General features: G+C 73.8%; 23 protein-coding genes. 11 read left to right on the top strand and 12 right to left on the bottom strand.

Annotated features, from left to right (window positions below):
• Positions 1–85: 85 nt before the first annotated feature.
• The 7 genes from AC4BDD_RS05360 to AC4BDD_RS05330 all read left to right on the top strand — a co-directional run bounded on the left by AC4BDD_RS05360 (position 86) and on the right by AC4BDD_RS05330 (position 8,376).
• Positions 86–919, top strand: coding sequence for a M55 family metallopeptidase (locus AC4BDD_RS05360; protein WP_490689808.1), 834 nt, complete (start codon positions 86–88; stop codon positions 917–919).
• Entirely contained in the window at positions 912–2,246 is a 1,335-nt protein-coding gene (locus AC4BDD_RS05355; RefSeq protein WP_490689807.1) for a M20/M25/M40 family metallo-hydrolase, read from the top strand. Before AC4BDD_RS05360 ends, AC4BDD_RS05355 begins: the two co-directional genes overlap by 8 nt.
• A gap of 3 nt (positions 2,247–2,249) precedes the next feature.
• On the top strand, positions 2,250–4,280 hold the full coding sequence (locus AC4BDD_RS05350; RefSeq protein WP_490689806.1) for a S9 family peptidase: 2,031 nt from the start codon (positions 2,250–2,252) through the stop codon (positions 4,278–4,280).
• A gap of 155 nt (positions 4,281–4,435) precedes the next feature.
• The gene (locus AC4BDD_RS05345; RefSeq protein WP_490689805.1) at positions 4,436–5,155 is read left to right on the top strand and encodes a 4'-phosphopantetheinyl transferase family protein; all 720 of its coding nucleotides are present in this window, start codon (positions 4,436–4,438) and stop codon (positions 5,153–5,155) included.
• Positions 5,156–5,271: 116 nt separating this feature from the next.
• Positions 5,272–5,517: a LapA family protein gene (locus tag AC4BDD_RS05340; RefSeq protein ID WP_490689804.1), complete on the top strand. Its 246-nt coding sequence runs from the start codon at positions 5,272–5,274 to the stop codon at positions 5,515–5,517.
• 22 nt (positions 5,518–5,539) lie between these two features.
• Complete coding sequence (locus tag AC4BDD_RS05335) at positions 5,540–6,094, top strand: GNAT family N-acetyltransferase (protein ID WP_490689803.1); 555 nt, start codon at positions 5,540–5,542, stop codon at positions 6,092–6,094.
• A 125-nt stretch (positions 6,095–6,219) separates the two neighbouring features.
• Positions 6,220–8,376: a DUF5107 domain-containing protein gene (locus tag AC4BDD_RS05330; RefSeq protein ID WP_490689802.1), complete on the top strand. Its 2,157-nt coding sequence runs from the start codon at positions 6,220–6,222 to the stop codon at positions 8,374–8,376.
• A gap of 159 nt (positions 8,377–8,535) precedes the next feature.
• Here the strand turns inward: AC4BDD_RS05330 and AC4BDD_RS05325 are convergent, their stop codons facing one another.
• The 3 genes from AC4BDD_RS05325 to AC4BDD_RS05315 all read right to left on the bottom strand — a co-directional run bounded on the left by AC4BDD_RS05325 (position 8,536) and on the right by AC4BDD_RS05315 (position 10,387).
• Positions 8,536–8,886, bottom strand: coding sequence for a VOC family protein (locus AC4BDD_RS05325; protein WP_490689801.1), 351 nt, complete (start codon positions 8,884–8,886; stop codon positions 8,536–8,538).
• Positions 8,887–8,943: 57 nt separating this feature from the next.
• Positions 8,944–9,816: a class I SAM-dependent methyltransferase gene (locus AC4BDD_RS05320; RefSeq protein WP_490689800.1), complete on the bottom strand. Its 873-nt coding sequence runs from the start codon at positions 9,814–9,816 to the stop codon at positions 8,944–8,946.
• Positions 9,817–10,006: 190 nt separating this feature from the next.
• Complete coding sequence (locus AC4BDD_RS05315; RefSeq protein WP_490689799.1) at positions 10,007–10,387, bottom strand: DUF2795 domain-containing protein; 381 nt, start codon at positions 10,385–10,387, stop codon at positions 10,007–10,009.
• 152 nt (positions 10,388–10,539) lie between these two features.
• Between AC4BDD_RS05315 and AC4BDD_RS05310 the strand changes: the two genes are divergently transcribed.
• Positions 10,540–11,124, top strand: coding sequence for a TIGR03086 family metal-binding protein (locus tag AC4BDD_RS05310; RefSeq protein ID WP_490689798.1), 585 nt, complete (start codon positions 10,540–10,542; stop codon positions 11,122–11,124).
• 111 nt (positions 11,125–11,235) lie between these two features.
• Here the strand turns inward: AC4BDD_RS05310 and AC4BDD_RS05305 are convergent, their stop codons facing one another.
• Complete coding sequence (locus tag AC4BDD_RS05305) at positions 11,236–11,796, bottom strand: type 1 glutamine amidotransferase domain-containing protein (RefSeq protein WP_490691670.1); 561 nt, start codon at positions 11,794–11,796, stop codon at positions 11,236–11,238.
• Between the two features lie 274 nt (positions 11,797–12,070).
• Here AC4BDD_RS05305 and AC4BDD_RS05300 point away from each other — a divergent pair, with 274 nt between their 5' ends.
• From AC4BDD_RS05300 to AC4BDD_RS05290, 3 genes are read left to right on the top strand one after another with little or no spacing between them, the layout of a single operon-like run.
• Complete coding sequence (locus AC4BDD_RS05300; protein WP_490689797.1) at positions 12,071–13,291, top strand: aminotransferase class I/II-fold pyridoxal phosphate-dependent enzyme; 1,221 nt, start codon at positions 12,071–12,073, stop codon at positions 13,289–13,291.
• A 36-nt stretch (positions 13,292–13,327) separates the two neighbouring features.
• Positions 13,328–14,551 (top strand): right-handed parallel beta-helix repeat-containing protein, encoded by a 1,224-nt coding sequence (locus tag AC4BDD_RS05295; protein ID WP_490689796.1) that lies wholly within the window; start codon positions 13,328–13,330, stop codon positions 14,549–14,551.
• A gap of 49 nt (positions 14,552–14,600) precedes the next feature.
• Positions 14,601–15,590: a methyltransferase gene (locus AC4BDD_RS05290; protein ID WP_490691669.1), complete on the top strand. Its 990-nt coding sequence runs from the start codon at positions 14,601–14,603 to the stop codon at positions 15,588–15,590.
• A 104-nt stretch (positions 15,591–15,694) separates the two neighbouring features.
• Here the strand turns inward: AC4BDD_RS05290 and AC4BDD_RS05285 are convergent, their stop codons facing one another.
• The 8 genes from AC4BDD_RS05285 to AC4BDD_RS05250 all read right to left on the bottom strand — a co-directional run bounded on the left by AC4BDD_RS05285 (position 15,695) and on the right by AC4BDD_RS05250 (position 21,528).
• Positions 15,695–16,375: a class F sortase gene (locus AC4BDD_RS05285; protein ID WP_490689795.1), complete on the bottom strand. Its 681-nt coding sequence runs from the start codon at positions 16,373–16,375 to the stop codon at positions 15,695–15,697.
• Between the two features lie 118 nt (positions 16,376–16,493).
• The gene (locus AC4BDD_RS05280; protein ID WP_490689794.1) at positions 16,494–17,042 is read right to left on the bottom strand and encodes a hypothetical protein; all 549 of its coding nucleotides are present in this window, start codon (positions 17,040–17,042) and stop codon (positions 16,494–16,496) included.
• A 419-nt stretch (positions 17,043–17,461) separates the two neighbouring features.
• Positions 17,462–17,785 carry a TcmI family type II polyketide cyclase gene (locus tag AC4BDD_RS05275; RefSeq protein WP_490689793.1) on the bottom strand — a complete coding sequence of 108 codons (324 nt, stop codon included), beginning with the start codon at positions 17,783–17,785 and terminating at the stop codon, positions 17,462–17,464.
• Between the two features lies 1 nt (position 17,786).
• Positions 17,787–18,251, bottom strand: a complete 465-nt coding sequence (locus AC4BDD_RS05270) for an SRPBCC family protein (RefSeq protein WP_490689792.1) — start codon at positions 18,249–18,251, stop codon at positions 17,787–17,789.
• Positions 18,252–18,342: 91 nt separating this feature from the next.
• Complete coding sequence (locus AC4BDD_RS05265; protein WP_490689791.1) at positions 18,343–18,591, bottom strand: acyl carrier protein; 249 nt, start codon at positions 18,589–18,591, stop codon at positions 18,343–18,345.
• On the bottom strand, positions 18,591–19,832 hold the full coding sequence (locus AC4BDD_RS05260; RefSeq protein WP_490689790.1) for a beta-ketoacyl synthase N-terminal-like domain-containing protein: 1,242 nt from the start codon (positions 19,830–19,832) through the stop codon (positions 18,591–18,593). Before AC4BDD_RS05260 ends, AC4BDD_RS05265 begins: the two co-directional genes overlap by 1 nt.
• Complete coding sequence (locus tag AC4BDD_RS05255; RefSeq protein ID WP_490689789.1) at positions 19,829–21,097, bottom strand: beta-ketoacyl-[acyl-carrier-protein] synthase family protein; 1,269 nt, start codon at positions 21,095–21,097, stop codon at positions 19,829–19,831. Before AC4BDD_RS05255 ends, AC4BDD_RS05260 begins: the two co-directional genes overlap by 4 nt.
• A complete protein-coding gene (locus AC4BDD_RS05250) occupies positions 21,094–21,528 on the bottom strand; it encodes a cupin domain-containing protein (RefSeq protein WP_490689788.1) in 435 nt (144 codons plus the stop codon). Before AC4BDD_RS05250 ends, AC4BDD_RS05255 begins: the two co-directional genes overlap by 4 nt.
• Positions 21,529–21,617: the final 89 nt, after the last annotated feature.

Below are 21,617 nucleotides of genomic sequence, written 5' to 3'. Positions count from 1 at the left end.
GTCCGAGTTGACCGGTAATGCGACGAGCCCCCGCGGTTGTCCACAACCCTGGTCGGGTGGTCCCGCAGCGCGTAACGTGACGCGCATGAAGATCCTCATCAGCGCGGACATGGAGGGCGCCACCGGGGTGACCTGGCCGGCCGACGTACTGCCCGGTACCCCGCAGTGGGAGCGCTGCCGCCGGATGTTCACCTCCGACGTCAACGCGGCGATCGCCGGGTTCTTCGACGGCGGCGCCGACGACGTGGTCGTCAACGAAGCGCACTGGGACATGCGCAATCTGCTGCTGGAGGATCTGGACGACAGAGCCCGGATGCTCACCGGCCGGCACAAGAGCCTGAGCATGGTCGAGGGCGTGCAACACGGCGACGTGGACGGCATCGCGTTCGTCGGCTACCACACCGGCGCCGGCACCGAGGGCGTGCTGGCGCACACCTACCTCGCCAACTCCCTCACCGGGGTGTGGGTCGGGGGCGTGCGGGCCAGTGAGGGGCTGCTCAATTCGCTGGTGGTCGCCGAGTACGGCGTGCCGGTGGTGCTGGTGACGGGCGACGACCGCACCTGCCGGGACGCCGAGGGCTACGCGCCCCGGGCCCGCCATGTGGCCGTCAAGGAGTACGTCTCGCGGTATGCGGCCATCTGCCGGCCACCGGCCCGCACCGCGGCCGACATCCGGATCGCCGCCAAGGAGGCCGCGGCGCTCGCGGTGCGCCACGAGCCCGCGCACACCGGCCCGTTCGCGGTGGAGATGGAGTTCGACGCCGAGCATCTGGCGGGGGCGGCGACCGTCGTGCCCGGCGTGGAGCGCAGCGGGGAGCGCCGGGTCGCCTACACCTCACCGACCATGTACGAGGGCATCCGCTGCTTCAAGGCCGTCACCACCGTCGTCTCGGCCGCGGTGGAGGAGCAGTATGGCTGACCGGTACGACGCGATCGACGACCGGGCGCTGGAGGAGGTGGTGCGCTTCACCTCCGAGCTGATCCGCATCGACACCAGCAACCGGGGCGGCGGGGACTGCCGGGAGCGCCCGGCCGCCGAGTACGTCGCCGGGCTGCTGAGCGAGGTGGACATCGCCCCCACCCTGCTGGAGTGCGAGCCTGGCCGGACCAATGTGGTGGCCCGCCTGGAGGGCAGCGATCCGGGCGCCGGCGCGCTGCTGGTCCACGGCCACCTGGACGTGGTCCCGGCCGAGCCCGCCGACTGGGCGGTGCACCCCTTCTCCGGGGAGATCCGCGACGGCGTGGTGTGGGGCCGGGGCGCGGTCGACATGAAGAACATGGACGCGATGGTCCTGGCGGTGGTCCGTGCCTGGGCGCGGGCCGGGGTGCGGCCCCGCCGGGACATCGTCCTCGCCTTCACCGCGGACGAGGAGGACAGCGCGGTCGTCGGCTCCGGCTTCCTGGCCGACCGGCACGCCGGACTCTTCGAGGGCTGCACCGAGGGGATCAGCGAGGCGGGCGCCTTCACCTTCCACGCCGACGACGGCCGCCGGATCTACCCGATCGGGGCCGGCGAGCGCGGCACGGCCTGGCTCAGACTCACCGCCCGCGGCACCGCGGGCCACGGCTCCAAGGTCAACCGCGCCAACGCGGTCAGCCGCCTGGCCGCGGCCGTCGCCCGGATCGGCGAGCACTCCTGGCCCGTCCGACTGACCCCGGTGGTGCGGGCCGCCCTCACCGAACTCGCCGCGCTGCACGGCCTCCAGGCCGACCCGGACGCACCCGGCTTCGACGTCGACGACCTGCTGCGCAAGCTCGGCCCGGCCGCGGCGCTCATCGAGCCGACCGTGCGCAACAGCGCCAACCCGACGGTGCTGGAGGCCGGTTACAAGGTCAACGTCATCCCGGGCAGCGCCACGGCCTACGTCGACGGACGGGTGCTGCCCGGCGGCGAGGAGGAGTTCCGCACCACCCTCGACCGGCTGACCGGCCCCGATGTGGAGTGGGAGTTCCACCACCGGGAGGTCCCGCTCCAGGCCCCGGTGGACGCCCCGACGTTCCGGGCGATGCGCGCGGCCGTTCAGCGCTTCGACCCCGACGGCCACCCCGTCCCGTACTGCATGCCGGGCGGCACGGACGCCAAGCAGTTCTCCCGGCTCGGCATCCTCGGCTACGGCTTCTCGCCGCTGAAGCTCCCCCCCGGCTTCGACTACCCGGCGCTCTTCCACGGCGTGGACGAGCGGGTTCCGGTGGACGCGCTGCACTTCGGCGTCCGCGTCCTCGACCACTTCCTGCAGGAGGCATGAGAGATGGTGTCCACGGCCCCTTACGGGACCTGGAGCTCCCCGATCGACGCCGCGCTGGCCGCCTCGCACGACGGCCGGCCGGAGTTCGTGGGAGTGGTCGGCGACGAGGTGTGGTGGACCGCGCCGCGGCCCGCCGAGGCGGGGCGGCGCACCCTGATCCGGCGGCGCGCCGACGGCACCGAGGAGTCCGCGCTGCCCGCGCCGTGGAACGTGCGCAGCCGCGTGATGGAGTACGGCGGCGCCCCCTGGGCCGGGGCGGCGCGGGCCGGCGCGGGCCCGCTGATCGTCTTCACCCACTTCGCCGACCAGCGGCTCTACGCCTACCAGCCGGACAGCGGCGCCGCGCCCCGGCCGCTGACCCCCCTCTCCCCGGTGGGCGGCGGGCTGCGCTGGGCGGACCTCACGCTCCACCCGGACCGGGGCGAAGTATGGGGCGTGCTGGAGGAGTTCACCGGCGAGTCGGCGTCCGACGTGCGGCGCGTGGTGGCCGCCGTGCCGCTGGACGGTTCGGCGGCGAACGACCGTACCGCGGTGCGCGAACTCTCCGACGGCGCACACCGGTTCGTGACCGGCCCGCGGCTCTCCCCGGACGGGCGGCGGGCGGCCTGGATCGCCTGGGACCACCCGCGCATGCCGTGGGACGGCACCGTGGTGATGCTCGCCGAGGTCACCCCCGGCGGCGCCTTCACCGGGGCGCGCCCGCTGCTGGGCGACCCGGGCCCCGGCTCGCCAGAGGAGGGCCGGGCGCGGGAGGCGGTGGCGCAGGTCGAATGGGCGGCCGACGGCACCCTGCTGTTCGTCTCCGACATCAGCGGCTGGTGGAACCTCCAGCGGGTCGACCCCGACGCGGCCCCGGCCACCGGACCCGTCCCCCGGACCCCGCTGTGTCCGCGCGCCGAGGAGTTCGGCGGGCCGCTGTGGCGGCCCGGGCAGCGCTGGTTCCTGCCACTGGCCAGCGGCCCGATCGCGGTCATCCACGGGCTGGGCACCACCACCTTGGGGATACTCGACCCGGAGACCGGGGAGCTCGCCGACGTCCCGGGCCCGTGGACGGAATGGTGGCCGACGCTGGCGGCCCACGGCACGCGGGTGACGGGGATCGCGGCGAGCCCGCACACCGACTTCGAGGTCGTCGAGCTGGACACCCGCACCGGCCGCGCCCGGGTGATCGGCGCCGAGCACCGGGACGCCGTCGATCCGGCCTACTACCCCAGGCCGCAGGCGAGGGTCTTCAAGGGCAAGGACGGCCAGGAGGTCCACGCCCACATCCATCCGCCGCACCACCCCGGCCACACCGCGCCGGAGGGTGAGGCGCCGCCGTTCGTGGTCCGGGCGCACGGCGGCCCGACCGACCGCTCCCCGCTCGTCCTCGACCTGGAGATCGCCTACTTCACCTCACGCGGCATCGGTGTCGCCGAGGTCAACTACGGCGGCTCCACCGGGTACGGCCGCGCCTACCGGGAGCGGCTGCGGGAGAACTGGGGGGTGGTGGACGTCGAGGACTGCGCGGCCGTCGCCGAGGCCCTGGTCGAGGAAGGTTCCGCGGACCGCGCCCGGCTGGCCATCCGGGGCGGCAGCGCGGGCGGCTGGACCAGCATGGTCTCCCTCACCTCCACCACGCTGTACGCCTGCGGCACGGTCAGCTACCCGGTGCTGGACCTGACCGGCTGGGCGATGGGCGGCACGCACGACTTCGAGTCGCACTACCTGGAGAGTCTGATCGGCCCGATCGCCGAGGTGCCCGAGCGCTACCGCGACCGGGCCCCGGTGCACCGCGCCGACCGCGTCACCGCGCCGTTCCTGCTGCTCCAGGGGGTGGAGGACCCGGTCTGCCCGCCGGAGCAGTGCGAGCGGCTGCTGGCCGCGATCGCGGGGCGCGGGGTCCGGCACGCCTACCTCACCTTCCCCGGTGAGGGCCACGGCTTCCGGCGGGCCGAGACCATGGTGCGCGCCCTGGAGGCGGAACTCTCCCTCTACGACCAGATCTTCGGACTCGGCCGCACCGACGTCCCGGCGCTGCACCTCACCGTCTAGCGCACGCGCGCGGCCCCGGTGGCGGCGGTCACCGGGCCGCCGTCCGGCGCCGCCACCGCGGGCGGTAGCGTGATCAACCGCGACAGCATGAGGGACTCGGCACGAGCGACTCAGCAGGGCAACCGGCAGGGCAACTCAGTGGGGGAGAGCGACAGATGACCGACGTCCATGTGCTGGGCAGCGACGCGCCGCCCACCGCCGTCACCGACGGCTGGCCGGGAGGCCCGCGAGCCTGGGTGCTCAGCGTCCCCGCGTTCCTGGCGGAGCACGGCGAGGAGGCGGCCGAGAAGATCCTCGACGCCGAGGAGCGGGCGCGGGCCGCCCGGTTCGTCCGGGAGGAGGACCGGCGGCGGTACCGCGTCGCCCACGCCGGGCTGCGGCAGCTGCTCGGCGCGTACCTGGACCTGGAGCCCGCGGCGGTGCCCTTCATCCGCGAGCCCTGCCCCGGTTGCGGCGAGCCGCACGGCCGCCCCGCGGTCCCCGGCGCCCCGCTCCACTTCAACCTCTCGCACGCCGCCGACCTGGTGCTCTTCGCCTTCGCCGCCACGCCCATCGGCGCGGACGTGGAGAAGCTGCAGCCGGTCGAGGTCGTCGACCAGATAGCCCCGAGCCTGCACCCCCGGGAGCGCGCCGAGCTGTCCGCCCTGCCACCGGCGGACCGGCCCGCCGCCTTCGCCCGCTGCTGGACGCGTAAGGAGGCGTATCTCAAGGGGCTGGGCACGGGCCTGTCCCGGGACCCGGGGCTCGACTACCTGGGCACCGGAACGCAGCCGGTGCCGGTCGGCGCCTGGACGCTGACCGATCTGCCGCTGGGGCCCATCGGCTCCGGCTACGCGGCGGCGTGCGCCACCCTCGACCCCACCCGTTCGGAGTAGCGGACCGGCTGCGGGGATGCACGGCGCGCCGGGCCGACGATCCTGGAGCCAGGAGGCAGCGAGCGGCCCGGCTTCCGGCGCGGCCGCCGCCCTCCGCTCCCACGGAGGGTCCGGCGATGAGCCCCAGAACAGAGAAGACCGGCCGAGCCGGTGCGACGAGCTGGCGGGAGCTGGCCACCCCGGCCAGGATCGGCGCGCTCGTGGTCGGCGTCCTGGCGCTCGTCTTCATCTTCGAGAACACCCGCCAGGTGGAGATCCGGCTTCTCATCCCCGAGGTCACCATGCCGCTGTGGCTGGCACTGCTGGCGGTGGGGTTGGTGGGGATGCTGTGCGGGGCGTTCCTCTTCCATCGCCGCCGCTGAGCGCCGGCCGTACGATGGCCCGATGCCTGACTCGCCGTACCTCGCCACCGGCGCCCGCGCGGCCATCCGTCCCGTCGAACTCCGGGACGCGGCGGAGCTGACCCGACGGACCCGGGACAGCGTCGCACTGCACCGGCCCTGGCTGTTCCTGCCGGACACCGAGGCGGACTTCGAGAGCTACCTCTCCTTGCTGCGCGGCCCGGACCGGCTGGGCTACCTGATCTGCGTCGCCGACACCGGGGAGATCGCCGGGTTCGTCAACATCAACAACATCGTGCGCGGCGTGTTCCAGTGCGGGGCGGTGGGCTACGGATCGTTCGTGCCGCACGCCGGGCAGGGCTATATGAGCGAGGGGTTCGGACTGCTGCTCAGGCACGCCTTCGGCCCGCTCGGGCTGCACCGGCTGGAGGCCAACATCCAGCCCGGGAACGAGGCGTCCAGCGCGCTGGTGAAGCGGCACGGCTTCCGGCTCGAGGGCTTCTCGCCCGACTTCCTCTTCCTCGACGGCGCCTGGCGCGACCACCAGCGCTGGGCGATGACCAGCGAGATGCTGCCCGCCGAGGACGGCCCCCGGTAGATCCGCCTTCGGCAACCGATCGCGGCAGCCGCCCTGTTCAGCGGAGGCCCTGGCGTTGTTCCATGGTCATCTCAGGGCCGCCGCAGCCGAGGGCGGCCCCGGCCGAAGGGTTGAGTGACGCTGCTGTGGCCACCCGAGTGCGACGTACCGTGCTGAGCCTCCCCGGCGCCCCCCTCGGCCCGGAGAACCCGCTGCCCGACCTGCTGCCCCCCGACCAGCCGCACCGGACCGACGAGGCGCCGCGGGCCACGCTGCCCGCCGACATGGCCCGGCAGATGGGCTACGCGCCGCTGCGCTCGGTGCTGCCGGTGCGGCGGCGCGACGGATACCGGCGGCAGCGCGGACCCATGGACCTCGACGCCATCGTGATCGAGAACGACCGGCTGCGCGCCACCGTACTGCCCGGCCTCGGCGGCCGCGTCTACTCCCTGTACCACAAGCCGACGCGCCGTGAACTCCTCTACCGCAACCCGGTGTTCCAGCCCGCCGACTTCGCGCTCAACGGCGCCTGGTTCTCCGGCGGCATCGAGTGGAACATCGGCGCGACCGGCCACACCACCCTCAGCTGCGCCCCGCTGCACGCGGCCCGGGTCGCGGCCCCGGACGGAGACGTGGGGGCGCCGCCAGCCGTAGCTGGGGGAGAGATGCTCCGGCTGTGGGAGTGGGAGCGGCTGCGCGGCGTGCCCTTCCAGGTCGACCTGTGGCTCCCGGACGGCTCCGACTTCCTCTACGCCGGCATCCGCGTCCGCAACCCGCACGACCACCGGGTGCCGGTCTACTGGTGGTCCAACACCGCCGTCCCGGAGACCGGGCGCACCCGGGTGCTGGTCCCCGCCGACGAGGCATGGCGGTTCGGCTACACCGGCGGCCTGAGCCGCGTCCCGGTGCCGGAGTGGGACGGCGCGGACCGCAGCTACCCGCTGCACGGCGAGCACCCCGCGGACTACTTCTACGCACTGCCCGACTCCGCCCGCCGCTGGATCGCCGCGCTGGACGGAGACGGCACCGGCCTGGTGCAGACCTCCACCGCGACCCTGCGCGGCCGCAAGCTCTTCCTGTGGGGCGCGGGGCCGGGCGGACGCCGCTGGCAGCGCTGGCTCACCGAGCCCGGCACCGACGGCTACGCCGAGATCCAGGCCGGCCTCGCCCGCACCCAGCTGGAGCACGTCCCGCTGGAGGCCGGGGAGGAGTTCAGCTGGCTGGAGGCGTACGGGCCGCTGACCGCCGACCCCGCCACCGTGCACGGCGCCGACTGGGCGGCGGCCCGGGCGGCGGCCGAGGCGCGGCTGGCCGAGGCCCTGCCGCCCGCGCGGGTGGAGGCCGCGTACGCCGCCTGGCTGCGCCGCGCCGACAGCGCGCCCAAGGAGATGCTGGCGACCGGCTCCGGCTGGGGCGCGCTGGAGGTGGAGCGCGCCGGGTACGAGCTGCCGGGCACTCCCTTCGCGCCTGAGGCCCTGGGCGCCGAACAGCGGCCGTGGCGCGCCCTGTTGCGCACCGGCACGCTCCCCGAGTGGGCCCCGGGCGCGGTCGATCCGGGGGTCTCGCTGGTGGGTCCGGCCTGGCGCGAACACCTGGAGACCGCCCCTTCCGGCGCCGCGGCCGACTACCACCTGGGCGTGGCCCAGTGGCACGCCGGCGACCGGGCGCAGGCCGCGCGCAGCTGGGAACGGTCGCTGCGGCACGCCGAGACGCCGTGGGCGCTGCGCTGCCTGGCGGTCGCCGACGCCGCCTCCGGCGACCTGGGGCGGGCGGCTGACCGGCTGCTGCGCGCGGTGCGGTTGCTGCCGGCCGCTGACCCGGCCGACGTCGCCACCAGGACCGCGAAGCAGCCCGAGGCGGCTGAGGGCGGCGGGACGGCTGAGGGAATCGAGACGGCGGAGGGCGCCGAGGCCGCTGAGAGGCTTGAGGCGGCCGAGGCGGCCGAGGCGGCGCTGGGGCGGGAGGCGGTGACCGCCCTGCTCGCCGCCGGCCGCGCCGACCAGGCGCGCGCCGTGCTCGACGCGCTCCGCCCCGCCCTCCTCGCCCGTGGCCGGTTCCAGCTGCTGCTGGCCCAGGTGCTGTTGGCGCAGGCGGACGCCCCGGCGGCCCGCGCCGTCTTCGACCGGAACTTCGAGGTGGACGACCTGCGGGAAGGCGACGAGACGCTCGGCGACACCTGGTACGCGATCGCCGAGCGGCTGGTCGCGGGCGAGGGCGGCGCGGTGACCGAGGAGGTGCGCGCCCGGGCCCGCGCCGAGCACCCGCTGCCGGAGCACTACGAGTACCGGATGCGCCCCTGCTGAGACGGACGTCCTGCCGCCCGGGGACGGATGCCCCTCGCCACCCCGGGGCCGGGGCGCGGCCGTTCCGGCCCCGGGCCCCGGCCCGGGAGCGTGGCCTCAGCGGCTGCCTTCAGCGGCCTCGTCAGACGGCCTTGTCAGCGGCGTCCTCAGGCGGCGTCCTCAGGCGGCGTTCCGGTCGACGTACTCGAAGACCGAGCCGTCGGGGTGACGGGCCACCAGGTTCCGGCCGATGGGCGTGGGCAGCGGGCCGGCGATGATCTGCGCGCCGACCGCGGTCAGATCGGCCACCGCCACGTCCACGTCCTTCACCGCGATGGTCGCGGTGATCTTCCGCAGGATGGAGAGCTCCGCCTCCGGCCCGCTCATCAGGAAGAAGCAGCCGACCGCCGCGACCGCGACACCACCCCGCTGGAAACGGACCGCCTCGGCCCCGGTCAGCCGCTCATAGACCCGGACCGCGTGGTCCAGGTCGTCGACGCACACCCGCAGTGAAGTCCCCAGAATGTCCATACGGACGAGCCTAGTTGCTGTGCTCGGCGCGATTCGCGGGGTTGACGACCTTGGTCCTCAGACGGCGGACGGAGCCGTCTTGCGACACAGGATCTCGCCGTGCAGCACGGCGAACCAGCCGTCCTCACACGCCCCCCACTCCCGCCAGGCGTCCGCGATCCGGGCCAGCTCCGCCTCGGTGGCATGCCCGCCACCCACCGCGATCCGCGCGTAGTCGGAGGCGACGGTGCGGTCCGCCCACAGCCCACTCCACCAGGAGCGCTCCTCGGGCGCGCTGTAGCACCAAGTGCCGGCGGTGGCGGTGACGTCGGTGAAACCGGCCTGCCGGGCCCAGGCGAGCAGGCGCCGGCCGGCGTCGGGCTCACCGCCGTTGCCGCGCGCCACCCGTCCGTACAGCTCCCGCCACCGGTCCAGCCCCGGCGCGGCGGGATACCAGGTCATCGCGGCGAAGTCGGCGTCACGGGCCGCGACCACCCCGCCCGGCCGGCACACCCGGCGCATCTCGCGCAGCGCCCGCACCGGATCTCCGACGTGCTGGAGCACCTGATGGGCATGGACCACGTCGAACGAGTCGTCGGGGAAGTCGAGTCGGTGGACATCGGCGACGGCGAAGCGGATGCCGTCCAGCCCCCGGGCCTCGGCTGTGGCGCGCGCCCGCTCCAGCACCGAGGCCGCCGCGTCGACCGCGGTGACCGGGCCGGGTGCCACCAGCTCCGCGAGGTCGGCGGTGATCGTGCCCGGACCGCAGCCGACGTCCAGCACCGACAGGCCGGGCCGCAGCTCGCCGAGGAGATAGCCGGCCGAGTTGGCGGCGGTGCGCCAGGTGTGCGAGCGCAGCACCGACTCGTGGTGTCCGTGGGTGTAGACGGCGGTGTCGCCGGCGTCGGCGGTGTCAGCGGTGTCGGGGGTGTCGGGGGTGTTTTTCGGCATGGCGACGCAATTCCTTGTCCGCGGGGCGGCAGTCGGGAGCCCGAAGGGGGCACGACGGAGGGCGGCCGTCGTGCCCCCACGGTACGCCGACGTCTCGCATCCCGAGAGTGGCGTCTCATGATGTGAAACCCGTAAGCCCGCGAACCGCGAACCCGCGCAGTGCGGACAAGGATGCGGGCGGGGAGGGCTGCTACCTCCGGCCCCGCACCTCGGCCGCGAGGTCCTCCACATTGCGGTAGGTGTGGTCCGGCGGCAGCGACTCCACCAGCTCGATCACACGGTCGGGCGCGTGCCGCTCATGCAGGGTGCGCAGCAGGGCCGCCCGCTTCGCCGGAAAGGTGGTCCGCCCCAGCTGGCGGGCCAGCTCGAAGCGCATCGCCTCGTATCCGCCGCTGGTGCCCGGCTGCGTCGCCACCGGGCCGGTTCCCACCTGGGGGTCGTCGTCCGCGGCCGGCTCGGGATCGTGCCACTCCGCGACCCGCGTGGGGTGGCCCGAATGCAGCAGCCCGTGCAGTTCGTGCTTCATCTCGTCGTCCCGGCGGGGGCTCAGTCGGTCGCTGCCTCGCTGCATACCGTCCTCCTGGTGCTCGGCGCTCGGCCATTTCGGTCCGGGCCGGGTACCCGATCGGCCCCCGATCACACCTGCCGACCGCCCCTCGCCCGACCGCTCCTGGCCCGCTCGCCCGCTCGCCGGGTCCCGGTGGCGCGGGGAGAATGGGTGCCATGGCTGACCGCACCGCGCAGAACCGCCTGCTGACCAGGCATGGCGAGGCCCTCGACTTCTTCTCCGAGCGGGTGCACGCGATCCGCCCCGACCAGTGGGACGCCCCGACCCCGTGCACCGAATGGTCCGTCCGGGACCTGGTGAACCATCTGACCGCGGAGCAGCTGTGGGTGCCGCCGATGCTGGCCGGCTCGTCCATCGAGGAGCTGGGCACGGCGTTCGACGGCGATGTGCTGGGCGATGACCCGGTCGGGACGTGGGACCGGGCGGCGGCCGAGGCCCGCGAGGCGTTCCGTGCTCCCGGCGCCCTCGACCGGACCGTGCACCTCTCCTTCGGTGACACCCCCGCCGGGCACTACTGCGCCCAGATGATCGCGGACGCGGCGGTGCACGGCTGGGACCTGTCGCGCGGCATCGGCGCGGACGAGCGGATCCCCGACGACCTGGTGGCCTTCTCGGTGCGGGAGGTCACTCCGTACGCCGCGGACCTGGAGAAGAGCGGTCTGTTCGCCGCCCCCGTGGAGCCGCCGTCCGGAGCCGATGTGCAGACCAAGCTCCTCGCCCTGCTCGGCCGCCGCGCCTGAGGCCCTGCTCGGCCGCCGCGCCTGAGCCGCGCTGCCCCGCGCCTGCGCCTGAGCCGCACTGCCCGGCGCTGTCCAGGGCTGCCCGGAGCGCCCGGCATCGCCCGGCCGGCTTCACAGGCCGGACGGCGCCCACTGCGCGGCATGCGCGAAGAACGGCATGAAGGTCTGGTGGAACATCCGCAGATCCGCCGGCTTGCGGCTGGTGATCAGCGTGTTCGGGCCGTTCTCGCAGACCCTGACCGGCTCGTTGACCCACTTCCCGCCGGCGTTGCGGACGTCCGTGCGCAGGCTGGGCCACGAGGTCAGGGTGCGGCCGCGCACCACGTCCGCCTCGACCAGCATCCACGCGGCGTGACAGATCGACGCGACCGGTTTGCCCTGGTCGAAGAAGTACCGGACGAAGGCGACGGCCCGCTTGTCCATGCGCAGCGCGTCCGGGTTGGCGAGCCCGCCGGGCAGCACCAGCCCGTCGTACAGCCGGACGTCGGTGTCGCCGACCACCGCGTCCACCGGGAAGGTGTCGCCCTTCTCGAGGTGCTTGAACGCCTGGACCGTGCCGGGCCGGGTGGAGACCAGCACGGGATTGCCGCCCCCGGCCTGGACGGCCTCCCAGGGGTCGGTCAGCTCGATCTGCTCCGCGCCCTCGGGCGCGACGAGAAAGGCGACCTTCATGGGTCTCACGTCCTCTCGGATCCATGCCGAAGATCCACGCCGAAGATCCTTGCCGAATGCCAGGGCTCCGTGCGGAGTGACAGGGCCGGGGCCATGCCCGGGTCACGCCCGTCACGGCGCCACGCGAGGCGGGTTGCCCGCCGGAGGTATCCGAAACGCCGCGCCGCCGGGGCACCGCAGGGGTCGCGCCGGCCGCACGTGTCGTCCCCGCCGCCGACCCGGCCGATCTGCGAAGGTTGACGGGCCCGCACCCGCAGTCGCAAGGGATGTACGCATGCACCGGCAGCGACCGACCCCGGCCCTCGACCCGGCCCCGGTGGATCCGGACGGCGGTCTGCCGGTGCTGCCCGAGCTGGTCGAGCGCTTCGCCGCGGCCGCGGCCCGTACCGCGCCGGAGCCGGGTGGCGGCGGCGCGGAGCTGCGCGAGGCGGCCTGCGGCTACTGGATCCGGCGCGGGCTGCCGACCCGGCCGGACCAGGTCCTCGCGGCGCCCGGCGGTCAGCCGCTGCTGCTGGCGCTGCTCGCCGCGATCGGCGGTGACGTGCTGCTGAGCAGGCCGTGCGCCGCCTGGTACGCGCCGCTGGCCCGGCTGGCCGGACGGCCCGCCTACCACGCCCCGGCGCCGGCCGAGTGCGGTGGCCTGCCGGACCCGTTCGCCCTGCTGGAGACCGTCCGGCGGGTACGGGCCGAGGGCGGCGCGCCGCGGGTGCTGGTGCTGTCGGTCGCCGACGACCCGACCGGCACCGTGGCGCCGCCCGAGCTGATGCACGAGGTGTGCGAGGCGGCGGTGGGGGAGGGGCTGCTGATCGTGAGCGACGAGACCTGGCGCGACACGGTGCACCAGCCGCACGGCACGGTGCTGCTCAGCCCCGCCGAGATGCTGCCCGGGCAGGTGATCGTGTTCGCCGATCTCGCGGGCGCGTTCACCCCGCCCGGCTGGCCGGTCGCGGTGGCCCGCTTCCCGGCCGACGAGACCGGCGTCGAGCTGCGGGTCCGCGCCTTGTCCACGCTCGCCGCGGTGCGCGGCGAACTCCCCGCCCCCGTCGCCGCGGCCGCGACGGTGGCGCTCGGCGAGCCCGGGCCGGTCCGGGCCAGGGTCGCCGCCTCGGCCCGCGCCCACGGCGCGGTCGGCGCGGCCGTGCACGACGCGCTCACCGCCATCGGCGTGCTCTGCCTCCCGCCGCAGGCCGGCCGTCAGCTCTATGCCGACCTCTCCGAACTGCGCGAGGTGCTCGGCGACCGGGGCATCAGCGACTCCGTGGAGCTGGCCGGCCACCTCTCCGGGCGGCTGGCGCTCCCGGTGGCCGGCGGACACCTCTTCGGCGACGCGCCCGACGACCTGCGGGTGCGGCTGCCGCTGCTGCCGCTGCTCGGGGGCGACGACGAGCGACTGCTGCGCGCCCTGGACGCCACCGACCCGCTGCGGCTCACCCACGTGGCGGACGCGGTGCGGTCGGTGGCGGCCGCCTTCGCGGAGCTGGCCGAGCGGACATAAGTGGCGAATGCTGACAATCACTCTTAGTTTCCAGGCATGCACGTACGAAAGCTGCGCTACCTCGCGCCCCTCGCCACCCTCGCCGTCCTGGAAGCCTCCGTTCCGGCCGCGTACGCCGCCGCCCCCGCACCCAGCCCCTTCCCGCGCATCGTCCGGCCCGGCCAATCCGTCCAGGCCGCGGTGGACGCCGCCCGGCCGGGTGACACCGTGCTGGTGCTCCCGGGCGTCTACCGGGAGAGCGTTCAGATCACCACCTCCCGGCTGACCCTGCGCGGATTCGGCCCGGCCACCGTGTTCACCCCGCCGGCCAAGAGCAAGCCGCCCAGAACCCAGCCCGGCCAGGACGGGAGAAAGGCCCATGGCAACGGCGCGGGCCAGGACGGGAGAAAGGCCCATGCCAACGGCGCGGCGCACGCCCAGAGCCCCGCGCACGCCGCGGGCACCGCGCACACCAGGGGCAAGGGCAGGGCGCACGCCTGCGCGGCCGCCGGGCACGGCATCTGCGTCACCGGGCGGACCGGGCGCCCGGTCACCGGCGTGCGGATCCGGACGCTGACGGTCTCCGGCTTCCGGGGCGACGGCATCGCCGGCAGCCGGACCGACCGGATGAGCGTCCGTGGCGTACGGGTGGAGAAGAACGGCCGGCAGGGCATCAGCCAGGAGCGGTCCACCCGCGGTGACGTGCGCTACAACATGTCGCGGAACAACGCCCAGTCGGGCGTCTTCCTCGCCAACGACATCCAGCACGAGGGCGGCGCGCTCGACACCCGGGGAGCCGTCATCAGCGACAACATGCTGACCGGCAACCGCATCGGAGTGGTCCTGCGACGGGTCCGCTCGCTGACCGTCCAGCGGAACGAGGTCACCGACAACTGCGGTGGCGTCTTCGTGGTCAGCGACGAGTCCAAGCCCCGCGCCGGAGCCCTGAGCATCCGGAACAACAACGTCCACAAGAACAACCGCTACTGCCCGCCCAACCCCCGCCTCGCCTTCATCCAGGGCACCGGCATCCTGCTCACCGGAGCCGAGGACACCCAGGTGACCGGCAACCGGGTGCGGGACAACGCCGGCACCTCGCCGATGTCCGGCGGGATCGTGCTGCACACCAGCGAGGTGGGCGCCATCAACACCCGGAACACCATCAGCGGCAACGAGGTCCTGGGCAACCGGCCCGCCGACCTCGCCGACCACGACCACGGCCCCGGCAACACCTTCCGCGGCAACTGGTGCCGGCGGTCCGATCCCGACGGGCGGTGCTGAGGTGACGGCCACGCCCAGCCGGGAGGCCACGTCCCCACCGCAGACCGCGATGCGGCTGCGGGAGATCGTGTTCGGCGCGGCACGGTCCGCCGCCGTGCGCGCCGCGGCCCGGCTGGGCGTGGCGGACGCGCTGGACGACACCCCCGCCACCGCCGAGGAACTGGCCGCGGCCCTGGGCACCGAACCCCAGCCGCTGCGCCGGCTGTTGCGCGCCCTTGCCTGCGCCGGGATCTTCGCCGAGACCCCGGACGGCCGGTTCACCCACACCGACATGTCCCGGCTGCTGCGCGACGACGCGCCGGGCAGCCTGCGCTACATCGCGCTGTGGTGCACCGAGCCGTGGACCTGGCAGGCATGGCCGCTGCTGGACCAGGCGGTCCGCTCCGGCGGCCACGTCTTCGACAGCCTGTACGGCAAGGACTTCTTCAGCTACCTGCACGACGACGCGGGGGAGTCCGCCGAGGTCTTCGACAAGGCCATGACCACCTCCAGCCGGCAGTCCGCCGCCGATGTCGCCGCGTTGCTCGACCTCACCGGGGTCCGGCACGTCGCGGACATCGGCGGCGGTCAGGGCCATGTGCTCGCCGGCCTGCTGGAGAAGGACCCCGCGCTGCGCGGCACCCTGCTCGACCTGCCCCAGGTCGTGGCGGGCGCCGACCCCCGGCTGCGCGAGGGCGGCGCGCTCGCCGACCGCGCCGAGCTGCTGCCCGGCGACGCCCGCCACCGGATCCCCGTCGAGGCCGATCTCTACATCATCAAGAACATCCTGGAGTGGGACGACGACAGCACGCGGCGCACGCTGCGGAACGTGGTCGCCGCCGCCCGGCCCGGTGCCCGGGTCGTGGTCATCGAGAACCTGGTCGACGACAGTCCGTCGATGACGTTCACCACCGCCATGGACCTGCTGCTCCTCCTCAACGTCGGAGGACGCAAGCACACCAAGGAGAGCCTGGTCGCCAGGATGGCCGAGGCCGGGCTGACGGTCGGCGCCATCGAGCCCGTCAACGCGTATCTGCACGCCTTCCACGGCACCGTCTGAGGTTTCCACGCCTTCCACGGCACCGTCTGAGGCGGAGCGGCCACGGGCCCCCGGCAACCGCGCCGGGGGCCCGTGGCACTCGTGACAGGTCGGCAGCCCGGACCTCAGGTCCAGTGGAACGATTCGAGATGGGCGAAGACCACGACATTGGCGGTGTAGTCGTTCGCCTCCCGGTCATAGCTGCCCCCGCAGGTGATCAGCCGCAACTGGGCGTTGGCCGTCTCGCCGTAGACCCGGTCATCGGGGAAGTCGTCCTTGGGGTAGGTGGACACCTCGTCCACGACGAAGGACGCCACGATGCCGTCGGTCCGGGTGATGACGACCTGCTGCCCGGCGCTCAGCGCGCTGAGCGGCCAGAAGACCGCCGGGCCGGTGGTGGTGTCCACATGGCCCGCGACGATCGCGTTGCCCCGCTCGCCGGGGGAGGCCCCGTCGCGGAACCAGCCGACCAGGTTGTTGTGGTCCCGGGGCGGCGCGTTGAGCTGCCCGTTCTCGTTCAGCGTGAGCTCGGTGAAGGGCGCCTCCACCCCGAGTGCGGGGATCGCCAGGTGGACCGGTTCCGACCTGGGCAGCGCGGGTCCGCGCACCTGGGTGGGTGGCGAGGGCGCCGGCGAGGAGACGGCCGGCCGTGGCTGCGACACGCTCTGCCGGGGGGACGCGTCGACGGAGTCGTAGACCAGGAACGCGCCGGCCAGGGTCGCCACCGCGGCCCAGCGCAGGATGCGGGTGCTGTTGTCTCGGTCCCGTGGAGCGGCGGCGCCCCACGTCGGGTCTTCTTCGACCATGGGCCTTGCCCTTCCTTCGGTCCGTCCGTGACGCAGCGGTGATCACCGTGGCACTGCCGTGGCCGGCGCCGCCGAGCGGCGATGACCACGGCAGTGCGTGTCACCGCGACGCGTCGCCTCAGACGGCCTTGCTCGCGGCGGAACGGCGGCGCAGCGCGTAAGCGCCGGCGCCCAGGCCGCCCACGAGCAGGACCGCACCGGCGGCCATGCCGCCGCCGCTGTCCACCGCCATGCCGCCGCCACCGGTGTGCACTCCACCGTGCGGCCTGTGGTGGCCGCCCCAGTTGCCACCCTCATGGTGGCCGCCACCCTCGTGGCCCTCCTTGCCCTTGCCCTGCCATTGGTGCCCGCCGGCCCCGTCCTTGCCGTGGTCGTGCCACGCGTTACGGCCAGGATCATGGTGGTTCGTGGCCGGCGCGGAGTCCTGCCGGCCGGCGGAGTTCTCCTGCGGCACGGCGTTCTCCTGGGGAACGGAGTTCTCCCGGGGGGCGATGGCCGACCTCTCCTGCTGGGCGCCGGTGGCCGAGGGGTCCTGCGAATCCTGTGTCGTGGCGTAACCGTTGTTGCTGCCTGCGGGGTCCGCGTCTTCGGCGTACGCGGCGGGGGCACCCAGAGTCAGGGCGGCGCCGAGCACCGCGCCGGTGACAAGTGCGCGAGTGGAACGCATGGTTGGTCCTTCCGGTGCTCCGACCGACCGCTGACTCACTGTCAGCGCGCGTAATCGTGGAGTCACTTTCTTCACCGTCGGCCACATCGGGCGGCCCCGCCACCGGACGCCGGGGCATTCGGGTGGAATTGTGCGCCCTTCGGGTGACCGCGGCGGCGTGTCGGCGGCGGAGACCCCCGATGTGCGGATCGGTAATGCCGGCGCCGTGCCCGTGATTTGGCCGAGTCATTTCCGGAATTCGACCGCCGGTGCGCTCAATTCACCGATCGGGGGCGCGAAAACGCTTGTGCGGAAACGGCGATGCCCCGGGCTCCGCCGCACCGCTACCTGATCCGGTACGGGGGTGGAGAAGCCGGGGCAACGCCGTTCCGGTCGGGCCGGAAAGGGCGGTGGTGGCGGGGGGCCAAGGGGTCGGGGTGTCAGTCGCGGTCCAGCTCCCAGCGGTAGAACTCCTTGGCCATGGCGTCCATGGGGCCGCGCCAGGTCACCGGGTCGTAGGCGTCCACATAGCGGGCCAGACGCCGGCTGACGTCGCGGAACTCCGGATGATCGGCGTGTTGCGCGACGTCGGGCGGCCGGTCCGCCTCGATCAGATGCAGATACACCTCACCGAACTGGAAGAGGCTGCGGCCGGTCACCCCGATCAGGCCGGGCAGTTCACCGCGGTCCGAGTCCGCGAAGACGGTGGCGATGTCCTGGGCCGAGTCCGGTTTCATCCGGGCGACGATGAGCGTCCGATGCACCTCAGGCCCCGATCCGCGCCCGGGCGCGCTGCTCGACCTTGTCCCGGATCAGCTCCATCTGGATCTTGGAGTTGCGGTCGATGAACGAGGCCATCCCGGCGTCGTCGATCGGCGCCTCGGGCTTCATCTCGAAGTCCTGGGTCCACCGCATCACGGTCCCCTCGGCGGCCTCGTCGTACTCCCACCGGATGTTCATGTAGGCGAAGGGGCCGGTCTCCACCCGGCGCGCCCAGACGGTGCGGGCGTCCCGGTCCGCCTCCCGCTCCGAGACCCAGCTCCACACGGTGCCGTTCTCGTCCGGGTGCATCGTCAGACGGAAGGTCGTGGTGTCGCCCTCACGCTTGAGCACTTCGACGGACTCGTACTCGCTGAACAGCCGCGGCCAGCTTTCCAGGTCGTTGGTGATGTCCCAGACCAGGTCCAGGGGAGCGGCGATCAGGATCTTGTTGTCGGTGTGTCCGGCCATCTCATGCTCCTACGGTGGGGAATTCTGCGAAATCCGGGGAAGCCGGGGAGTCCGAAGGGAATCCGCCGTATCCCAGGAGAATGCGGGGAATTCAGTTCATGGATTCGTTGACGACCTCGACGAAGTCGCCCGGGGTCTTGCACGCCTCGGCCCGCGAGTCGATCTGGATGCCGTAGCGGTTCTCCAACTCGCCGACGATGGCGAGCAGTCCGAGCGAGTCGAGACCGAAGTCGGCCAGCGGGGACCGGTGGCCGTCGCGCAGCTGCTCCGGGTCGACGGTCAGGCCCACACAGCTCTTCATCAGCGAGGCCAGTTCCTCGTGCGTGAGTTGACGAGGCATCAGCGTTCTCCTTCCGCATGGCGCAGTACCAGCGCCGCGTTCGATCCCATGAGCCCCCGGCTGAGCACCAGCGCCGTACGCAGTTCGGCGCCGCGGGCGCGACCGGTCACCAGGTCGAGGTCCTGGCAGATCTCGCTGACGCCGGGGGTCGGTGGCACGATCTGGTGCTCCAGGGCGAGCACCGCGGCGGCCACGTCCAGCGCGGGCGCCCCGCAGTAGGCGCGGCCGAAGCCGGTCTTCGGCGCGGTCACCGGCACCCGGCCGGCGTGCGCGCCCAGCGCGTCGGCCAACGCCTGGGCCTCGGCCCGGTCGGCGGCCACGGTGCCCAGCGCGTCGGCGAAGACCACGTCGACCTCGCCGGGGGAGCAGTGCGCCTGGGCCAGCGCGCCGCGGATCGCCTGCGCCAGGCCCTCCCGCGAGTCCTCCCACCGCGAGCGGTCGGTGAACGTCGCGCCGTGGCCGGCGACCTGGGCGCGCACCTGCGCTCCCCGGGCGCGGGCCGCCTCCGCCGCCTCGATCACCAGCATCGCGCCGCCCTCGGCGGGCACGAACCCGGACGCCTCCGCGGTGAACGGCAGATAGGCGCGTTCGGGGTCGTCGGAGCGGCTCAGCTCCCGATAGCCGAGCTGGCAGACCACCGAGTACGGGGCGATGGGCGCCTCGGTGGCTCCCACCACCACGGTGTCCGTGCCGTTCCGCAGGGAGCGGGCGGCGAGCGCGAGGGCGTCCAGACCGCCCGCCTCGTCACTGGCCACCACCCCGCAGGGGCCCTTGAAGCCGCCGCGGATGGAGATCTGGCCGGTGCTGGCCGCGTAGAACCAGGCGATGGACTGGTACGGGCCGACGTGCTTGGGGCCGCGGCCCCACAGCCGCTGGAGTTCGCGCTGGCCGAACTCGCCGCCGCCGGAGCCCGCGGCGGTCACCACCCCCACCGAGTACGGTGGCTGCTCCGCGCCGGCCAGCCGCGCGTCCGACAGGGCCAGGTCGGCCGCCGCCATCGCGAAGTGGCTGAACCGGTCGGTCTGCACCAAGAAGCGCTCCTCGACGGCCGCCCTCGGTTCGAAGGCCCGCACCTCACCCGCGACCCGCATCGGATAGCCCGCGCAGCCGTCACGGGAGACCCGGTCCAGCACCACCACACCCTCGCGGGCCGCCTTCCAGTAGGCGTCGGTGCCGATGCCGTTGGGCGCGATCACTCCGATCCCGGTGATGACCGCACCGCGTCCGTCGGGCCCGTTCATCGCGACCCCCCGGCAGCCCGGTCCAGCACCACCGCGGACTGGAAGCCGCCGAAGCCGCTGCCCACCGACAGCACCCGGCGCAGCCGCGCCTCACGGGCCGTCTTCGGCACGTAGTCAAGGTCGCATTCGGGGTCGCGGTGCTCGTAGTTGGCGGTCGGCGGGATGACGCCGTGGGCCAGGGCCAGGGTGCAGGCGACGACCTCTATCGCGCCTATCGCGCCCAGCGAGTGCCCGATCATGGACTTGATCGAGCTCATCGGCGTCCGGAAGGCATGGGAGCCCAGCGACCGCTTGACGGCCGCCGTCTCATGCCGGTCGTTCTGCTTGGTGCCCGAGCCGTGCGCGTTGACGTAGTCGATGTCCGAGCCGTCGAGGCGGGCGTGGGCGAGCGCGGTGTCGATGGCGCGGGACATCTCCAGGCCCTCCCGGGTCAGGCCCGTCATGTGGTAGGCGTTGCCGAAGGTCGCGAAGCCCTTGATCTCGCAGTGCACCCGGGCGTCCCGCCGGCGGGCGTGCTCCAGCTCCTCCAGGACGAGCACCGCCCCGCCCTCGCCCAGCACGAAGCCGTCCCGCAGGGCGTCGAACGGCCGCGAGGCGGCTCGCGGATCGCCGTTGTTCGGCGAGGTCGCCTTGATCGCGTCGAAGCAGGCCACGGTGATCGGCGAGATCGGCGAGTCCGAGGCGCCGGCGACGAACACGTCTGCCAGGTCCTCCTCGATGGCCTGGAAGGCGTAGCCGATCGCGTCCAGCCCCGAGGTGCAGCCGGTGGACACCGTCTGCACCGGGCCGTGCGCGCCGAACCGCGCCGCCACCCCGGCCGCCAGCGCGCTCGGCGAGAAGGCGTGGTGCAGGAACGGCCCGGCCAGCCGGTGGTCCACGTCCCACCGCGCGCCCGCCCCGCTGACCCGCGCGTAGTCGTGCTCCAGCCGGGTCGTGCCGCCGACCGCCGTGCCCAGCGACACCCCGATCCGCCACGGGTCCTCGGCGTCCAGATCCAGCCCGGAGTCGCGCACCGCCTCATCGGCCGCCACCATCGCGAACTGCACGTACCGGTCGGCGCGCACCACCTCCCCGGGGTCCAGCCCGCACGCCGAGGCGTCGAAATCGCACTCGGCGGCTATCCGCGAGCGGTAGCCCGCGGGGTCGAAGAGCGTGATGCCGCGCGTCGCCGTACGGCCCGAGGTCAGCAGCTCCCAGAAGGCGGGGATCCCCACGCCGCCCGGCGCGACGACCCCGGCCCCGGTGACCGCCACTCGCCTGGTCATGACGGGACCTGGGCGGTATCGGTGTCCTCGGTGTCCACGTGACCAAGGTCCGGCCGCGGGGCCAGCGGGCTCAGATGGAAGACCATCCGGGCCTCGGCGTCCCCCACGTTGCGGAACCGGTGCCGCATGAACGCCGGGATCATCAGGCCCTGCTCTGCGCGGAGCGGGTGCGGCCGCCCGTCCAGATCGACCTCCAGCTCGCCGCACACCACGTACACGAACTCCTCCGAGTACGGGTGGTAGTGCTCACCGATGCGCTCGCCCGGCCGCACGATGGCCAGCCCCATGAAGCCGCTGGTGGCGCCCACCATGGTCGGGGTGAGCATGGCGCGCAGCTCGCCGCCGCGACGGCGGTTGGGGGCGATCTCTTCGAGGGTCACGATGCGCGGGGAACCGGCGGGAGAGGGGGTGGAAGCGGGCTGACTGGTCATGTCGCTGCCTTCCGGAGGGGAGCTGACGGGTGGGCGGGAGCGGGCCGGGGGTCAGTGCCGGCCGGTGGGTCGCCGCGACGCCGCGGAGA

It is taken from the genome of Streptomyces sp. JLBT605 (assembly GCF_058215555.1).
Note: the sequence above shows the minus strand (reverse complement) of the source record. Positions and strands in the feature narration are given on the sequence as shown.

Excerpts from the sequence above, each read along its gene's own strand:
- AC4BDD_RS05290 (WP_490691669.1), top strand. The coding sequence starts at position 14,601 with ATGCGGCTGCGGGAGATCGTGTTCGGCGCGGCACGGTCCGCCGCCGTG.
- AC4BDD_RS05320 (WP_490689800.1), bottom strand. The coding sequence starts at position 9,816 with ATGCCGAAAAACACCCCCGACACCCCCGACACCGCTGACACCGCCGAC.
- AC4BDD_RS05360 (WP_490689808.1), top strand. The coding sequence starts at position 86 with ATGAAGATCCTCATCAGCGCGGACATGGAGGGCGCCACCGGGGTGACC.
- AC4BDD_RS05345 (WP_490689805.1), top strand. The coding sequence starts at position 4,436 with ATGACCGACGTCCATGTGCTGGGCAGCGACGCGCCGCCCACCGCCGTC.
- AC4BDD_RS05350 (WP_490689806.1), top strand. The coding sequence starts at position 2,250 with ATGGTGTCCACGGCCCCTTACGGGACCTGGAGCTCCCCGATCGACGCC.
- AC4BDD_RS05295 (WP_490689796.1), top strand. The coding sequence starts at position 13,328 with ATGCACGTACGAAAGCTGCGCTACCTCGCGCCCCTCGCCACCCTCGCC.
- AC4BDD_RS05265 (WP_490689791.1), bottom strand. The coding sequence starts at position 18,591 with ATGCCTCGTCAACTCACGCACGAGGAACTGGCCTCGCTGATGAAGAGC.
- AC4BDD_RS05255 (WP_490689789.1), bottom strand. The coding sequence starts at position 21,097 with ATGACCAGGCGAGTGGCGGTCACCGGGGCCGGGGTCGTCGCGCCGGGC.
- AC4BDD_RS05325 (WP_490689801.1), bottom strand. The coding sequence starts at position 8,886 with ATGGACATTCTGGGGACTTCACTGCGGGTGTGCGTCGACGACCTGGAC.
- AC4BDD_RS05305 (WP_490691670.1), bottom strand. The coding sequence starts at position 11,796 with ATGAAGGTCGCCTTTCTCGTCGCGCCCGAGGGCGCGGAGCAGATCGAG.
- AC4BDD_RS05280 (WP_490689794.1), bottom strand. The coding sequence starts at position 17,042 with ATGCGTTCCACTCGCGCACTTGTCACCGGCGCGGTGCTCGGCGCCGCC.
- AC4BDD_RS05310 (WP_490689798.1), top strand. The coding sequence starts at position 10,540 with ATGGCTGACCGCACCGCGCAGAACCGCCTGCTGACCAGGCATGGCGAG.
- AC4BDD_RS05335 (WP_490689803.1), top strand. The coding sequence starts at position 5,540 with ATGCCTGACTCGCCGTACCTCGCCACCGGCGCCCGCGCGGCCATCCGT.
- AC4BDD_RS05285 (WP_490689795.1), bottom strand. The coding sequence starts at position 16,375 with ATGGTCGAAGAAGACCCGACGTGGGGCGCCGCCGCTCCACGGGACCGA.
- AC4BDD_RS05270 (WP_490689792.1), bottom strand. The coding sequence starts at position 18,251 with ATGGCCGGACACACCGACAACAAGATCCTGATCGCCGCTCCCCTGGAC.
- AC4BDD_RS05315 (WP_490689799.1), bottom strand. The coding sequence starts at position 10,387 with ATGCAGCGAGGCAGCGACCGACTGAGCCCCCGCCGGGACGACGAGATG.
- AC4BDD_RS05340 (WP_490689804.1), top strand. The coding sequence starts at position 5,272 with ATGAGCCCCAGAACAGAGAAGACCGGCCGAGCCGGTGCGACGAGCTGG.
- AC4BDD_RS05355 (WP_490689807.1), top strand. The coding sequence starts at position 912 with ATGGCTGACCGGTACGACGCGATCGACGACCGGGCGCTGGAGGAGGTG.
- AC4BDD_RS05250 (WP_490689788.1), bottom strand. The coding sequence starts at position 21,528 with ATGACCAGTCAGCCCGCTTCCACCCCCTCTCCCGCCGGTTCCCCGCGC.
- AC4BDD_RS05260 (WP_490689790.1), bottom strand. The coding sequence starts at position 19,832 with ATGAACGGGCCCGACGGACGCGGTGCGGTCATCACCGGGATCGGAGTG.
- AC4BDD_RS05300 (WP_490689797.1), top strand. The coding sequence starts at position 12,071 with ATGCACCGGCAGCGACCGACCCCGGCCCTCGACCCGGCCCCGGTGGAT.